At 72.2% G+C, this 15,433-nt stretch carries 11 protein-coding genes; 7 read left to right on the top strand and 4 right to left on the bottom strand.

The window, feature by feature from the left end; all coding sequences use genetic code 11:
* Positions 1-63: 63 nt before the first annotated feature.
* The gene (locus QCD68_RS02160) at positions 64-1,947 is read right to left on the bottom strand and encodes an adenylyl cyclase (protein WP_301221841.1); all 1,884 of its coding nucleotides are present in this window, start codon (positions 1,945-1,947) and stop codon (positions 64-66) included.
* Positions 1,948-2,154: 207 nt separating this feature from the next.
* Here QCD68_RS02160 and QCD68_RS02155 point away from each other — a divergent pair, with 207 nt between their 5' ends.
* Together QCD68_RS02155 and QCD68_RS02150 are read left to right on the top strand one after the other, a co-directional pair.
* Positions 2,155-3,093, top strand: coding sequence for a helix-turn-helix transcriptional regulator (locus QCD68_RS02155; protein WP_301221840.1), 939 nt, complete (start codon positions 2,155-2,157; stop codon positions 3,091-3,093).
* Positions 3,094-3,472: 379 nt separating this feature from the next.
* Positions 3,473-3,967: a hypothetical protein gene (locus tag QCD68_RS02150; RefSeq protein WP_146248266.1), complete on the top strand. Its 495-nt coding sequence runs from the start codon at positions 3,473-3,475 to the stop codon at positions 3,965-3,967.
* A 34-nt stretch (positions 3,968-4,001) separates the two neighbouring features.
* Here QCD68_RS02150 and QCD68_RS02145 read toward each other — a convergent pair whose 3' ends face one another.
* The gene (locus QCD68_RS02145; protein ID WP_301221839.1) at positions 4,002-4,877 is read right to left on the bottom strand and encodes a DUF808 domain-containing protein; all 876 of its coding nucleotides are present in this window, start codon (positions 4,875-4,877) and stop codon (positions 4,002-4,004) included.
* Between the two features lie 151 nt (positions 4,878-5,028).
* On the opposite strand from QCD68_RS02145, the gene QCD68_RS02140 reads away from it, so the two are divergent.
* From QCD68_RS02140 to QCD68_RS02120, 5 genes are all read left to right on the top strand, one after another.
* Positions 5,029-5,712, top strand: coding sequence for a YceI family protein (locus QCD68_RS02140; protein ID WP_301221838.1), 684 nt, complete (start codon positions 5,029-5,031; stop codon positions 5,710-5,712).
* Between the two features lie 2 nt (positions 5,713-5,714).
* The gene (locus QCD68_RS02135) at positions 5,715-6,224 is read left to right on the top strand and encodes a sigma-70 family RNA polymerase sigma factor (protein WP_253466101.1); all 510 of its coding nucleotides are present in this window, start codon (positions 5,715-5,717) and stop codon (positions 6,222-6,224) included.
* Positions 6,221-6,931: an anti-sigma factor family protein gene (locus tag QCD68_RS02130; RefSeq protein ID WP_301221837.1), complete on the top strand. Its 711-nt coding sequence runs from the start codon at positions 6,221-6,223 to the stop codon at positions 6,929-6,931. The genes QCD68_RS02135 and QCD68_RS02130 overlap by 4 nt, the downstream gene beginning before the upstream one ends.
* 53 nt (positions 6,932-6,984) lie before the next feature.
* On the top strand, positions 6,985-7,860 hold the full coding sequence (locus tag QCD68_RS02125) for a serine hydrolase domain-containing protein (RefSeq protein ID WP_301221836.1): 876 nt from the start codon (positions 6,985-6,987) through the stop codon (positions 7,858-7,860).
* A gap of 110 nt (positions 7,861-7,970) precedes the next feature.
* Complete coding sequence (locus tag QCD68_RS02120) at positions 7,971-13,475, top strand: discoidin domain-containing protein (protein WP_301221835.1); 5,505 nt, start codon at positions 7,971-7,973, stop codon at positions 13,473-13,475.
* Positions 13,476-13,680: 205 nt separating this feature from the next.
* Here QCD68_RS02120 and QCD68_RS02115 read toward each other — a convergent pair whose 3' ends face one another.
* Positions 13,681-14,844, bottom strand: a complete 1,164-nt coding sequence (locus QCD68_RS02115) for a PP2C family protein-serine/threonine phosphatase (RefSeq protein WP_111076402.1) — start codon at positions 14,842-14,844, stop codon at positions 13,681-13,683.
* Between the two features lie 62 nt (positions 14,845-14,906).
* Positions 14,907-15,392, bottom strand: a complete 486-nt coding sequence (locus QCD68_RS02110) for a MarR family winged helix-turn-helix transcriptional regulator (protein WP_301221834.1) — start codon at positions 15,390-15,392, stop codon at positions 14,907-14,909.
* Positions 15,393-15,433 lie beyond the last annotated feature (41 nt).

The following is a 15,433-nucleotide window of genomic DNA, read 5'->3' as shown; positions in this document are numbered from 1 at the left end:
TCCCGTCCGTCGTGATGACGGACGGGAGGCTCGGCTCGCGTCGTGTGGGTCGGCGTGCGTCCGCTACTGCACCGCCCTGTTCGAGTACCGCGTCACGGTCTGCGGCTGCCCGGACACCGCGCCGGTGGCGGCGGAGCCCTGGCCGTTGACGACGTGGTCGATCGTGCCGGCGTTGGTGTTGAGCGCGACGGTGGTCATGTCGTGCAGCACCACGCCCGGTCGGTCCGGCACCTCGAACGACTGCGTCGCGTGCAGCGACGGGTTGACGTTCGTGAAGATGTAGCTGCCGAGACCCCACGCTTCGTGCGTCTCCACCTTGTCGGACACCTTGTACGCGGCCCAGCCGTTCACCTTCTGGTGGCGCCAGGAGGCCTGGTCCGGAGCGTCGTACGGCAGCTCGTTCTGGAAGAACACGGTCCGCCCGCGCTCGCCGTTCCAGACCACGTTGTACTTCTGGTAGTGCTCGACGAACAGGCCGGTGGCGGTGACGTCGTCCCCGTTCACGACCACGCCGGTGTCGGCGGTGTTCACCGTCCAGCCGACGGAACCGGCGACACCGTGGTCGGCACGCCAGGCCCAGATGTCGTCGAGGATCGTGTGGCTGCTGTTGACCTCGAGGCTCGTCGTGGCCTTGCCCACGTGCGGGCCGCCGATGCGGAAGAACACGTCCTGCAGGGCGGTCGGGTCGGCGGCGCTGCCGGCGGTGGCCGGGTTGCGGTCGACCTTGTGGTGACCACTGCCGATCCGCAGCAGCGTCGGGGAGTCGACGGGGCCGGCGTCGAAGGTCAGCCCGGCGATGTCGACGCCCCGGACGTCACCGACGACCATCGGGACGGCACCGGCCTGCGCGGTCAGGGTCGCCATCCCCAGACCGAGCACCACGGTGTCGGCACGCGTGACGGAGATGCTCTTCGCGACGTCGTAGACGCCGGGTGTGACGAGCAGGTGCTTGCCCTTCGCGAGGGCGGCGTTGATCGTCGCGACCGAGTCCGAGGGGTGCGCGACGAAGAAGTCGCTGAGGGGCAGCGAACGACCGGGGGTGTGCCCGTTCGCCCAGCTGGTTCCGACCGAGTTCGTCGCGGCGCTCGGGACGAACACGCGGTACGCCCCGCTGTCGTCGACGTAGAGGTACGGCTTCTCGCGGGAGACCGGGGTCGCCGTCAGCGTCGTGTACGGCGGCACCGGGAAGGACTGCGCGGGGGCGTTCAGGTCGCCGGAGAACACCTGGTTCCAGACGCCGTTCGACCATCCGGCACCCAGGTCGGTGTTCCGGACGTAGAACTGCTGCTGCGAGCCGTTCAGTGCCCCGCCCTCGAGCTCCGAGTCCGCGACGAAGCCGCCGCTGGCGTAGTTCGGGTCCTCGCAGTAGGGCATGAAGGACGTGTAGTCCTGCACGTCCACGCGTCGCATCGGCGCGGCCTGCGAGACGGCCCACATCTCGTTGCCGGTGTGGCAGGCGTCGGCGGTCGGCACCACGTGGATGGTCAGGTTCGACACCGACCGCCAGAAGGTGTCGAGCGAGCCGCTGCCGTTGCGGCCGGTCGCGGTCACACCGCCGTTGATCGTCACGCCGCTCGGGTCCTGCCCGAGGCCGTCGACCTCGGTGGAGTAGCCGACCCGGATGTCGAGCGGGTTCGCCGCCGAGCCGTAGGTGCCGGGCTTGAAGAGCAGCGCGTACCGTGCGGTGCCCATCTCGTTGTCGACCTGCTGCTCGTAGACGGTGTCGACCTTCGCCTGGATGTCCGCCTGGGGCATGTCCGGGGAGAAGACGAGGACGTTCGGGCCGAGGTCGGTCGTCGGTGCAGCGGCCGGGGGTGCGGCGACGGCGGTCTGGGTCGTGGCGAGGACGCCGAGCGCTGCTGCGCCCACCGCCACCGCCACCGTCGCGCCGATGACGCGTCGGCGGGTTCGGGCCCGTCCGAGGGGCGCTGGGGAGAAGGGGTTCACCGTGACCTGCTTCCTTGCAGATGTGCGGACAGCGCCGGGCCCGGGGCGACGTCGCTGTCACCGGGGCGGACGCCGACGGCCGCGCTGGTTGGGGTGGCGAGAGCGTAACGCCGTCGAGGCACTGCACAGGGGACGGATCCGGGCGTCTTCGTTGTGCGGATGATCCTGTCCCGCCGTCCATCGCGGGCCTGTGGTAGACCCCTCACCATGAGCAGTCCTTCGTTCCTCGATGTGGAGACGACGAATGCCGACGAACTCACCGAAGCGATCAGTGCGGGGTTCGGGTACCGCGTCGCTGCGTCCTCCGACCTGGTCTCGCACCGGCAGCGTGTCATCGTCGGGGACCCGGTCACCGTCGCCGACCTCGAGTGGGACACCGAGGTCGGACTCGCGGTCGACGCCACCGACGAGCTCATGTTCGTCGAGGTGCGATCGGGTGCGTTCGCGTTCAACCCCTGGGGCTGTGACGAGGTCATCGGCGAGGGCGATGCGTTCGTGATGCCGCCCGACCAGGAGCTCGAGTTCGTCGTCGACCACGCCGTCGCCTCGACCTGCTCGTTCTCGGCGCAGCTGCTCCGCCGGGTCGCCCGGGAGGTCTGGGACGACGAGGGCGTCTGCCTGGCGGAGGGCACCCTGCGACCGGTGGACGCCGGTCGACACTGGCTCTGGCGCCGGACCGTGCAGGAGTACCGCCGTCAGGTGCTCGAGACGCCGGACGTCTACGGCAACGAGCTGCTCCGCGCCGAGGCGTCACGGTTCGTCGTCGTGAGTGCGATCTCGGCGTTCGGTCTGGTCACCGAACCCCGGCGGGAGGCGTCCGTGAGTGCTGCCGTCCGCCGCGCGACCGCCTGGGTGGACGAGCACCGGCGGGAGCCGATCACCGTGCCGGACATCGCCGCCGCGGCACGGCTGTCGCCCCGGGGGCTCTCGCTGGCCTTCCGGCGGGAGCGTGGACAGACGCCGATGGAGTACGTCCGGCTGGCGCGCGTCGACGGTGCCCGGGCGGACCTGGTCGCCGGGGACCCGACGCGGGGGGACACCGTCGCGGGCATCGCGGCCGACTGGGGGTTCAGCAACGCCGGCCGCTTCACGGCGCTGTACCGGCAGACGTACGGCGAGCCGCCGCGTCGGACGCTGATGCGCTGAGGGCGGGGGTCGGTGAGGCCCCCGCCCTCTCGTCCCAGGACCCTGATCCGACCCCTGGGGCATGCCCATCGTGCCAGCAGGGCGACGGCGTCGCGGGGTGTTCGTCCACCCGAGGAACCGATCGCGCGCACCGCATGCCCGATGTGTCCAGGTGCTACCGTCGGCGTCACGTCCTGGCCCTCGGGCGAGGCGTCCGTGGGGCGGGGTGGCTCCTGATCCGCCACCTCGTCCCACCCCTCCCGTGGTCCCCCCGCCCCCCCGCGGTCGTCGTCGCGGGCCGAGGCCACGTCGGACGGCATCCATCTCGATCCGGCAACGTTCCGCCTCCCGCGCCCGCGCTCCCGCACGGACACGAGCGTCGCTCGCTACGTTGTCGCGCATGTCTCATGAGCTGTCTGTCGGACGACCGGTGGTGGCGCTGCTCGCCGCGGTGGGTGTGCTGGCCCTCGCCGGCTGCACCCCGGAGCCGGTCGACCCGGCCGCCGTCGATCGATGGAGCGCCTCGAGTGACGCGGCGGTGGAGCACGACGACGACGTGCTCGCGGTGCTCAGTGCCCAGGTCGGCGCCGGGAAGACCGAGGAGCGCGAGCGTGGGTCGGTCGCGATGACCTTCGCGGCGCCGGCGGAGGTCGACGCGGTGGAGTTCTCCTGCTTCGGGGACGGCACGATGTCCGGGATGCTGCTCCTCGACGCCCGGTCGACCTCCCGGTCCCTCGGACTCGAACCACTGCAGTGCGGCGACGGTCCGCACCGCCTGCGGGTCCCGGCGACCTGGCGCCACCACGTCGACCGCGTCTCCTTCGGAGCCGGTGACAGCACGGCCGACAGTGCCTGGCAGCTGACCGTCCGCGGCTCCGGCGGTGCCGCGGACTGACCCGCCGCGGACTGACCCGGCGCCGCGGTCCGGCTCAGTGCGAGCGGCCCCGCAGCCGTCCGATCCCCAGGACGATCCCGACGACGACCATGCCCAGCACGAGCCCCGCGACGGCCGAGACCGCGGTGTCCACGACCCACGTCACGACCGGTCCGGCGCCCTCGACCGCGTGTTCGACGTGGTGCAGCAGCTCGTACGGCCCCGCCCAGAACGTCTCGGCCAGGTTCGCGATCACCAGGTGTCCACCGACCCAGAGCATCGCGACCGTGCCGACGATGCTGATCACGCGGAACACGGCCGGCATCGCGCGGACGATCCGGGCGCCGGCACGACGGGTGCGGCGGACGGGGTTCTTCATCATCTGCAGGCCGATGTCGTCGATCTTCACCAGCAGCGCGACGGCGCCGTAGACCAGCAGGGTCATGCCGAGGCCGATCACCGCGAGCGCCCCGAGGGTCTGCCAGAAGCCCAGGTCGGTGTCCAGGCTGGCGAGCCCGATGAGCATGATCTCGGTGCTGAGGATCAGGTCGGTGCGGATCGCGCCGAACACCAGCTTCGGTTCGCTCGCCGCACCGTCCGCGGCGGCCTCGTGGTGCACGCCGAACCACTCGGTGACCTTCTCGGCCCCCTCGAAGCACAGGTAGGTGCCGCCGATGACGAGCAGCCACGGCAGCACCCAGGGCGCGAACGCCGACAGCAGCAGCGCCAGCGGGATGATGATGACGAACTTGTTGAACAGGCTGCCGAGGGCGATCCGGCCCACGACGGGCAGTTCGCGTGCGGGGTCCAGGCCCTGCACGTACTGCGGGGTGACGGCGGCGTCGTCGATGACGACGCCCGCGGTCTTCGCGCTGGCCTTGAGGGCTGCGCTGAGGATGTCGTCCACGACGGCGAGCAGTCCGACTGACATGGGTGGTCTCCTCGAGCGTCCGCGCGGTGTCCGGACAGCGTCGGGGCAGGCTGTCCGATCGCTCAGAGTAGTGGCCCCCAGGTGAGCGTTCCCGATGAGCCGACCGATCCGTGAACGATCCCGACGCCGGTCTCGTGTCCTGGGTATGGGAATGCGAACTCGTACCAAGGTCATCATCGGCATCGCGGCGGGCGTCGTCGTCATCGCGGGGGTCGGCGTCGTCGTCGGCCCGCGCCTCTACGCGGACGCCGTCAACGGTTCCGCCGCCGCCGCCCCGTCGCTCTCCCCGAGCGCCGCGGGCAAGCTCGACGCCGCCTCCGCCGACGGCACGTGGAAGTCCGGCACCGGTTCCTACGCCGGGTACCGGGTGCACGAGGTCCTGCAGGGGCAGGATGTCACCGTGGTCGGACGGACGAAGCAGGTGGAGGGCACGGCGACCGTCGCCGACGGCAAGCTCTCCGACGCCACCGTCACCGTGCAGGTCGGCAAGATCAGCACGCCGGAGGCCGCGCGCGACGCCTACTTCCGTGACAAGGCCCTGCAGACCGACCAGTTCCCGACCGCGACGTTCCGCGTCACGAAGCCGGTTGACGTCTCGACCGCCCTGGGCGGCTCGACCCAGAGCGTCACCCTCAGCGGCGACCTCACCATGCACGGCGTCACGAAGTCCGTGAGCGCCGACGCGCAGGTCGCGGTCGGCAAGGACGGCGACGTCCAGGTCGCCGGCAAGGTCCCGGTCACGTTCCAGGACTACGGCGTCACGGCACCGTCGCTCGGTTTCGTCACGGTGGACCCGAAGGGCTCGGTCGAGTTCTCGCTCGACCTCGCGAAGTGACGATGGCCGCATCGGGACCGGACGAGCTGCTCGGCGCGCTGTACCGCGAGCACGGCGACGCACTGCTCCGGTACGTGCGGCACCTCACCCGCGACGCCGCCCACGTCGACGACATCGTCCAGGAGACGATGGTCCGCGCGTGGCAGCGGCCCACCGTGTTGGAACGGGAACCGGACGCCGCCCGCGCCTGGCTGTTCACGGTGGCGCGCAACCTGGTCGTCGACGACGCCCGGTCCGCCCGGAACCGCCGGGAGCACGGCACCGAGCACCCGGTCGACCGGGTCGAGGCGGACCGGACCGACGCGGTCCTCGACCGCATCGTCGTCGCCGACGCCCTGGCGTCGCTGTCGTCGGAACACCGCCGGGTGGTCGTCGACGCGTACTGGCTCGGGCACACCGTGCCCGAGATCGCCCGGCGACACGACCTCCCGGAGGGCACCGTGAAGTCACGGCTGCACTACGGGCTCCGAGCACTGCGGCTGGCCCTGCAGGAGAGAGGCGTCACCCGATGAGCGACGACCGCTACGCCGAGTGGGACGCGGCCTACGTCCTCGGTTCACTGCCGCCCGCCGAACGCCTGGAGTACGAGCGCCACCTGGAGCACTGCGACGCGTGTCGCTCGGCCGTCGCCGAGCTGGCCGGTCTGCCGGGGCTGCTGGGGCGCCTCCCGGCCGACGCCGCGGTGGAGATCGCGGAACCGGACGGGAGGCCCGTCGCCGGCCACGAGAGCACCCTCGCCTCGGTCGCGCACCGCGTCCGGCGTCGTCGGCGTCGGCGCCGCGCGATCGTGTCCGTCAGCGCCGGCTTCGCCGTCGTCGTCGCCGTGGTCGCGGGGCTCGGGGTCGGCCTGCGTGCCGACGCACCGGGCACCGAGGCGGCCGCGCCGACCGTGTCGACCGGATCCACCGCGGACCGCTACGCGCTGACCGGCAAGTCCGGGTTCGACGTCGACCTGGCGGTGCGCAACGAGGCCTGGGGCACCCGGTTCGACTGGGGCTGCTCGTACGGCGGCCGCGACTGGTCGGCGGACGGCTCGGTGATGTACGACCTGGTGGTCGTCCGCACCGACGGGACGGACGAACGCATCGCGTCGTGGACGGCGTCCGGGCGGGAGGCCCACGGGCTGTCCGCCACGACCGACGTGCCCCGCGCCGACATCGCGAGCGTCGAGGTCCGGCTGCGTGGCGAGACGGGGACGCTGGCGCGGACCGACCTCTGACCGGCCCCGACCGCTGACACCGGCACCTCCTCCCGACGCGGGAGGATGGTCCGGTGACACGTGCGCAGACCGTCCGGGACGCCGTCGTCGACGAGGTCGCCCGCACCGGCTTCGTCGCCCACGGGCTGCACGTGCGCCTCGGTGACGACGTGGCGGAGCACCACTGGGTGCCCGACGTCCGCCGCGACGTGCAGTCGGTCGCGAAGGGCGTCTGCGTTCTGGCGGCCGGCATCGCGGCGGACGACGGGCTGGTCGACCTCGACGAACCGGTGTCGGCCCTCCTGCCCGGCTGGCGGTCCGGTGACGGCACGGACGCCGTCACCCTCCGGCACCTGCTGAGCATGACGAGCGGCGTCGACCTGCCGTGGACGCCGACGCTCCTGACCGACTGGCCGGACCTGGCCGTCGAGTTCCTCGGGCGGCCCTCCCGCGGTCGGGTGTTCCAGTACGCGAACGCCAGCACCTACACGGCGATGCGCGTGCTCGAGACCCGGGTCGGTGACGTCGGCCGCTTCGTGCAGGACCGGCTGCTCACTCCGCTCGGCGTCGCCGACGCCGAGTGGGAGCGCTGCCCGCTCGGCTTCGTCGCGGCCGGGGGTGGACTGTGGCTGGACACCGCCGAACTCGCGCGCCTCGGCCGGTTCGTCCGCGACCGCGGCCAGGTCGACGGCCGACGGCTCGTGGCGTCCCGATGGGTCGACGCGCTGCACACCGACTGGGTCGTCGCGGGGCGGAACGCCGGGTACGAGCGGTACGCGCTCGCCGGGTGGGACGGTCCCGCGCAGCTGTGGCGGTTGCACGGCGCGTACGGGCAGATGCTGCTGTTCGACGAGGCCCGGAGTGCCGTCGTGACCGTCACGGCCGACGACCACGCCGGGGCGGACGCGGTGGCGGCGTTCGTCGCGGCGGCGCTCGCCGCGGACGCCTGAGCCCCCGCTGTCACCTCCGCCGACCTTCCCCCGAACTGGGGTCGTGAATCCGGCTCAGGTCCGCACTTCCGCCGACTGACGGCCGGCGACCCCGTCAGTACGGTCGTTCCGTGCCACGACGCCACGCGGAACGACCGCGCAGAAGCAGCTCCTCGCCCCGCTCCATCGCGACGTCCGCGGTCCTCGTGGTCGCGGCGGTCATCGCGCTCACCGGACCCGCGACCGCTGCGCACGCCGTTGACCGGCCGGCCGGAGCGTCGGGCACCGCGCAGTCGACCCCGGCGGCGCGGCCGGCCCGCACCGCGCTGCCGAGCCCGGCCGCGGTCCCGGCTCCGCCCGCCGACGGCACCCGGGTCGGCTCCGGGTCGTTCGCACCCACCCCGCCCGCGACGATCAGCGACAGCGCCGACGTGCAGAAGACGGTGGACCAGCACCTGTACATCGACCCGTCGCAGGCGGGGAAGCCGGTACCGACGAACCAGTGGTGGACCGACCTGCTCGTGAGCAAGTACTCCGGCGACATGTGGGCGTACCCGTTCGTCTCCTCGAACAGCAAGGAGGGCACGAAGCTGACGGCCCCGACGACGTGGAACAGTGACGGCACCGCCATGCAGCTCGAGTCGCCGGTGACGGTGAGCGGCACGGTGACGCCGGAGGCGGACCCCTCGGACGAACTCCTCGCGGACTTCGAGCAGGGTGTGCCCGACGGGTGGACGAGCACCGGCACGGCATTCAGCCGGGCGACCGGGACCCCGTCGGGGCAGAGCGAGGTGTCGGGGTGGCTCGGCAACGGCTACCTGACCTCCTGGGGTGCCGCCAGCGGCGACAGCGCCACGGGGACCCTGACGTCCGGGTCGTTCGCGATCGACCACGCGCACCTGGCCTTCACGATCGCCGGGGGCCAGCACGCCGACCAGGAAGCCGTGCAGCTCGTCGTCGGCGGGCAGGTCGTCGCCTCCGCCACCGGCACGGACAGCGAGCAGTTCCGCTGGGTGGACTGGGACGTCAGCAGGTGGGCGGGGCAGCAGGCGCAGCTCCGGGTCGTCGACTCGTTGAGCGCCGGCTGGGCGCACGTGATGGTCGACCAGGTGCTCCTGACGGACGAGCCGGACGGGGTCGCGCAGCGGTTCTCGACGGCGTTCTCCGCGACCGAGGCGGACGCGCTCCGCTGGGGTGACTGGAACGTCAGCTGGCGGATGCCGCAGGCCGGATCGGGCGGCCAGTACATGGACGTCACGAGCGTGCAGGGCAACCCGTACGAGTGGTTCGAGTACCACGGCATGACCCCACGCCTGACGGTGCAGTCGGGCGCGACGATCACCGACGGTGACGGGGAGCCGATCAGCTTCCCGTTCACGGGCGACCGGTTCGAGATCCGGCAGGGCGACCACGTGTACGGCGTGCACGCACCGGACGAGACCACCTTCACGCGGAGCGGCACCGCCATCGACGCCTCCGCCGGGACCCGGTACCTCGTGCTCAGTGCAGTGCCGGAGAGCGGGCTGAGCCTCGACGACCTACAGCGGACCGCGTTCGCCGTGCCACGGAACACCACGATGGACTACTCGTACGACCCCGCGGCGGGGCAGGTCGAGCAGCGGTGGTCCGTGCAGACGGACACGCTGCAGGGCTCGGACCACGACACCGTGCAGGGCTGGCTGCAGCACCAGTACGCGGAGTCGACGAACGACCTGCACTTCACCGGAGCGACCTACCCCACCCCGCGCGGCACGATGCAGACCACGATCGGGCACGACGGCTGGACCCTCGACTACGCCTTCACCGGCCTCACCCCGACCGGTGCGCCGCCGCAGGGTCAGGACGAACGGGACGTGCTCCGGCAGTACCTCTCCGACTACGCGGAGAAGACCACGTACGGCGGCGACACCTACTGGGGCGGCAAGGACCTCCAGCAGCTCGCCGAGTACATGACCGTGGCGCAGCAGATCGGCGACACCGCCGACGAGCAGGAGCTTCAGGCCACGCTCACGAAGGCACTCACCGACTGGTACACCTACTCATCGGGGGAGAGCGAGCACTTCTTCGCGATGTACCCGACGTGGAAGGCTCTGATCGGCTTCGGCGACTCGTACGGGTCCGCGCAGTTCAACGACAACCACTTCCACTACGGGTACTTCGCCGTCGCCACGGCGCTCCTCGGGGCGGTCGATCCCGGTTGGGCGAAGCGGTACGAGGGCATGGCCACCCTGGTGACGAAGCAGTACGCCAACTGGGACCGCGACGACGACCGGTTCCCGCACCTGCGCACCTTCGGCGTGTGGGAGGGGCACTCGAACGCCGGCGGTGTCTCGTCCCCGGGCGGCAACAACCAGGAGTCGTCCTCCGAGGCGATCCAGTCCGAGGCGGGGCTGTTCCTGCTCGGCACCGTCCTCGGCAACGAGGAGATGCAGGCCACCGGCGCGATGGAGTACGTCACCGAACGGGCCGCGGTCCGCGACTACTACCAGAACGCCCACGGCAACCCGGCTTCGAAGGCGTACGACGGCAACGGCGCCTTCCCGGACGCCTACCGGCACGGCCAGGCGGGCATCCTGTTCGACTCCGGCCAGGCCGAGGCCACGTACTTCTCCGGCGACCCGGCGTGGATCTACGGCATCCAGTGGATGCCGACCGCTCCCTGGTTCGACTACTTCGGCTGGGACCCGGACTTCTCGAAGGCCATCATGCGGCAGATGATGCAGGCGCGCCCGGAGGTCGTCGGGCAGGACGGCGTCGTGGGCGGCAACGCCGCGCACATCCAGATGCTCACCAAGAAGTGGTGGGGCGTCGGGACCTACGGCAACGACGCGATCGCGCAGGACCGGAACGCCGCCATCGGCGAGCTCGAGGACGCGATTCGCGCCGCCGAGCGGAACCACCCCGGCTACGTCACGGCGAAGACGGCCGCCAACCCGCTGTACGACCCGGCGACCGGCACGCTCGTCGTCAGCACCGACGCGGACGGTGGGGTCGTCTTCCCGGCGGAGTACTGGACACCGACGACCCTGCCCGCGTCCCTCGTCCCCGCGGAGCTCGACGGGCCGACCGCGGACGAGCAGCCGAAGGACTGGCCGACGAAGTCGCCGCTCCTGTCGTTCCTGTCCACGGACTACACGGCGGACACGACGACGATCGACCGGCTGTACTCGGTCGACCTGACCCACTACCGGCCCGGCACGGACACCGCCCACGCGGCCGCCGTGTTCAGCGACATGGGGGACGCCCTCGGCAACGTCGTGCTCGGCTTCCTCGCCCAGTACGACCCGGACACGTACCTCGACATCCACCAGGCGCTCTGGGCCGCGGATGACCCGGCGGTCACCGGCCAGTCGATGGCCGGACTGGTCTACCACCAGGCCGTGTCGAACCGAACGGTGGGCACCGAGGTCACCGACCGGCACACCTCCGACCCGCTCAGCCAGGTGTTCCGCGCGGCGGACGGCACCTACTCGTACGTGCTCGACAACACCGACGACGTCCAGCACTCGTACGACGTGTACGACGGCCAGCGGGTCATCGGCCAGATCGCCGTCCCCGCGCACACCCAGATCACGTCCCACCTCGACGCCCACCTGGCCGAGATCGTCGTCGACACGGCGGACAGCCCGACGACGCTCGTCCCCGGTTCCACCACGCGGTTCACGGCCACCGGGTACGACCAGTACGGCGCGACCATGCCGCTCGACGGACTGACCTGGGACGCCAGCACCGGCAGGATCGCGGCCGACGGCACGTACGAGGCCACGGAACGCGCCGCCAGTGCCACGGTCACCGCCTCGGTCGGGTCGGTCCGTGACACGTACCGGTTCCGGGTCGCGCCCGCTCCCGAGCTCACGTCGATCGCGGTGACGCCCGGGTTCGAGCAGCTGGTGGTCGGCACCCCGGCCGAGTTCGCAGCCACCGGCCGCGACCAGTACGGCGACCCGATCGAGCTGTCGGGTCCGGTCACCTGGGCCACGACCCTGCCGGGAGGCACGACGGACGCCGGCAGCGTCCGCGCGGCCGGCAGCGGGGCCGGCCACGTCACCGCCACGAGCGGCGGGGTGGAGGGCAGCGCCGTGGTCTCGGCGGTCACCACGGTCCCGGACCAGGCGCTCCACGCCACCGCCACCGCGACGTCGAGCGACGGGGGGAACACCCCGGGCAAGGCGCTCGACGGCGACCCGACGACCCGGTGGGAGAGCGCGCACGGGCAGGACGCCGTCGACTACACCGTCGACCTCGGCCGTGCGACCGACGTCACCGACGTCGACGTCACGTGGGAGGGCGCCGCCGCGGCGGAGTACGACCTGCAGGTCGCCGACTCCGCCGACGGCCCCTGGCACACCGTGCGGGACGTGACGAAGACGACGGCGGCAGCCGACCACGTCACGGTCGGCAGCACCGCCCGGTTCGTGCGGGTGCACGGCCTCCACCGACTCACGCAGTACGGCTACTCGATCTGGTCGTTCGAGGTCCACGGCACCCCGTCGGTCTCGGCGATCACCCCGTCGACGGTGCTGGTCGGACCGCGTGCCACGCGCCTCCCGGCCGGCGGCAGCACCACGTTGACGGCGTACGCGTTCGACGCGGACGGCAACGGCGGACCGGTGACGGCGGCAGCCGGCACCGACGGTGCGCCGACGTGGACGATCGACGGCGGCGGCTCGGTCGCGGGCGACGGCACGGTCACGGCCGCTGCGGCCGACGGTGTCACCGCCACCGTGCACGCCACGCTCGGCGGCGCGTCCGGTCAGGCGACGGTCACGACCGTGGCGGACGGTGACGCCGGTGCCTCCGACCCCGGCGCCTCCGACCCTGGAACGGAGCCCGGCGACGGTGGGCACGCCTCGCGGGACATCGCGGTCGGCAAGCCGGTGACGACGTCCTCCGACGAGCGCGGTGACCTGTCCGGTGACCAGGCGGTCGACGGCAGCCGGACCACCCGGTGGGCCAGCCGCGCCTCCGACGACCAGTGGATCGCGGTCGACCTGGGCGCCGTGGTCCCCGTCGACCGGGTGGAACTCGACTGGGAGGCCGCGTACGCCGACCGCTACCAGGTCCAGGTGCGCTCCACGACCGACGAGGTCTGGCGCACCGTCGCCACCGAGGACCACGGGGCCGGCGGGACCGCGGTCCACCAGCTCGACGGCGTCCGGGCGCGGTACGTGCGGATGCTCGGCGTGCAACGGCACACGGAGTTCGGGTACTCGCTCCACGAGTTCCGCGTGGACTCGACCGAGGGCGTGCCGACCCCCGACCTGGCGCGGAACGCCCCGACGACCTCGTCGGCGGACGAGGCGGTCGGTGTCACCGCGCGGAACGCCACGGACGGGGACCCGGGCTCCCGCTGGGCGAGCGGTCACACCGACGACCAGTGGCTGGACGTCGACCTCGGCTCGGCGGAGTCCCTGCACCGCGCGACCCTGCAGTGGGAGGACGCGTACGGCTCGGCCTACCGGATCGAGGCGCGGAACAGCGCCGACGACGCCTGGACCACGATCGCGACCGTCAGCGACGGCGACGGCGGGACCGACACGGTCGACCTGTCCGGCACCTGGCGGCACGTGCGCCTCCAGGGCGTGCACCGGGCGACCGGGTACGGCTACTCGCTCTTCGCGTTCGAGGTGCGCTGACCCGGGCGGGGACGACCAACGCGTTCCGCGGACAGTTCGGGGCCTGATCGTGGACGGACACCACGCCTCCCAGCTGAGCGGGGCAGGCTGACGCCAGTTCGTTGTACCTGTTCGGGTCAGGAGCACGAGCGTTGGTGCTGGTGCCTGGTCTCGGGTACCAGCACCTGCACGTCGGCCGGTCAGTGTGCGTCGCGAGCCAGGACGGTCAGGGCGCGTCGCGTGCCAGGACGGTCACGGTGACGTCGTCCTCCGCCTGCTCGGCTGCCCGCAGTCGGACCGTCTCGAGGAACGCGGCCGTGCTCGGCGCCCGACGGTAGGTCCGCCCGATGTCCGTCAGGGTGTCGATCGTCCCGTCGCCCAGGTCGAGTGCGCCGTCGCTGGCCACGAGCAGTGCGGCACCCGGTTCGAGCACCAGGGACCCGAGGCGGAAGGGGACCCCCTGCGGGTGCAGGCCGAGCGGCAGGTCCCGCGAGCGCCGGATCTCCGACGTGCCGTCCGCGTGCAGGTGCACGACGAGCCCGTGTCCGGCGTCCACGAAGTCGAGCCGCCCGGTGCTCGGCGTCAGGCGCGAGTGGAAGAGCGTCGCGAACGCGGAGGCCCGACCGAGGTCCTCGCTCATCCGCGGCTCGACGGCCCCGACGGCCGCGACCGGTGGCAGGTCCTCGTGCTGCCGGAGCGCGGCCCGCAGTCCGGCCGCGAGCAGCGCGGCGGGCTGCTCCTTCCCCATGATGTCGGCGAGGGTGAAGGTCACGGCGTCGTCGGCGACCGTCCAGTCGTGGACGTCACCGCTGAGGTCGCCGTACGGCACGCTCAGTCCGGCCAGCGTGTAGCCGGGGACGTGGACGGGTGGCGGGGTGAGGGCCTCGACGACCTCGAGCAGCCGGTCGTGCTGCAGCCCCTTCGCCAGGGCCTGCTCCGTCCACCGCCCCAGGTCGATCAGTGCGGCCTCGTCCTGCGGAGTGAACTCCCGCGGCCGGACGTCCATCAGGCACAGGCTGCCGATCGTCAGCTCGCCCGGCATGGTCAGGGGGACACCGGCGTAGGAGCGGATGCCGCGGCTGGTGACGCCGGGCAGGTCGGCGGTGCGCGGGTCGGCGAGCGTGTCCGGCACGACCGTGGGCCCGGGGCGCTGGACGGTGAGCTGGCAGAACGACCACTCGAGCGGCCCGGACGTCGGCTCGCCGGCCAGGTTCGGCGTCAGCGTGTGCAGCAGGGTGTCGTCGAGCAGGTTGACGTACGCGAACGGGACGTCGAAGACCTCGCGGGCGATGCGGACGATCCGGTCAAAGCGCTCGGACGGCGCGAGTCCGACGATGTCGAGCGCGGCGACGAGGGCCGCCCGCGCCGAGCGTGAACCGTCGGTGTCCATGCGCTCTCCCCCCACAGATCGGTCCTCGGCATCCTCCCACGACGGGCGGCGCGGCTGTCAGGTCAGGCGTCCCCCTGGACAACGTCCGCGCCCGTGTCCACCGGACCGAGGGCGTCGAGGACCCGGTGCGAGACGGCCCGCAGGGTGTCCGCGTCACCGGCCACGGGCCTCCAGAACAGCTGTTCCAGCGCCGCCGTGTGTGCTCGGATGCCGGCGAGGACCGCGCGGCGACCGTCCGCGGTCATCACGATCCAACTGCCGCGGCCGTCACTGGGGCAGTCGGCACGCGCGACCAGCCCCCGGGAGACCATGCGGGTGACCTGGTGGCTGACGCGGGACTTCTCCCAGCCGATCCCGGCGGCCATGTCGCGGACGCGCAGCCGGTGGTCGGGGTCGCGGTGCAGGCCGATCAGGATCTCGAACTCGGGGATGGAGATGCCGGCGTCCCGCTGCACGGCCACGTCCAGCGCCCGGTCCAGCCCGCGCCAGACGTCGTGGAACGCGTCCCACGTGGCCCAGTCGTGGCCGTCAGCGCCGTGCTCCACCATCCGGCCAGCGTATCCGTGAGCACAGCTCGTCGGCTCGGGAT

This window comes from Curtobacterium sp. PsM8 (assembly GCF_030433875.1).
GTDB lineage: Bacteria > Actinomycetota > Actinomycetes > Actinomycetales > Microbacteriaceae > Curtobacterium.
Note: the sequence above shows the minus strand (reverse complement) of the source record. Positions and strands in the feature narration are given on the sequence as shown.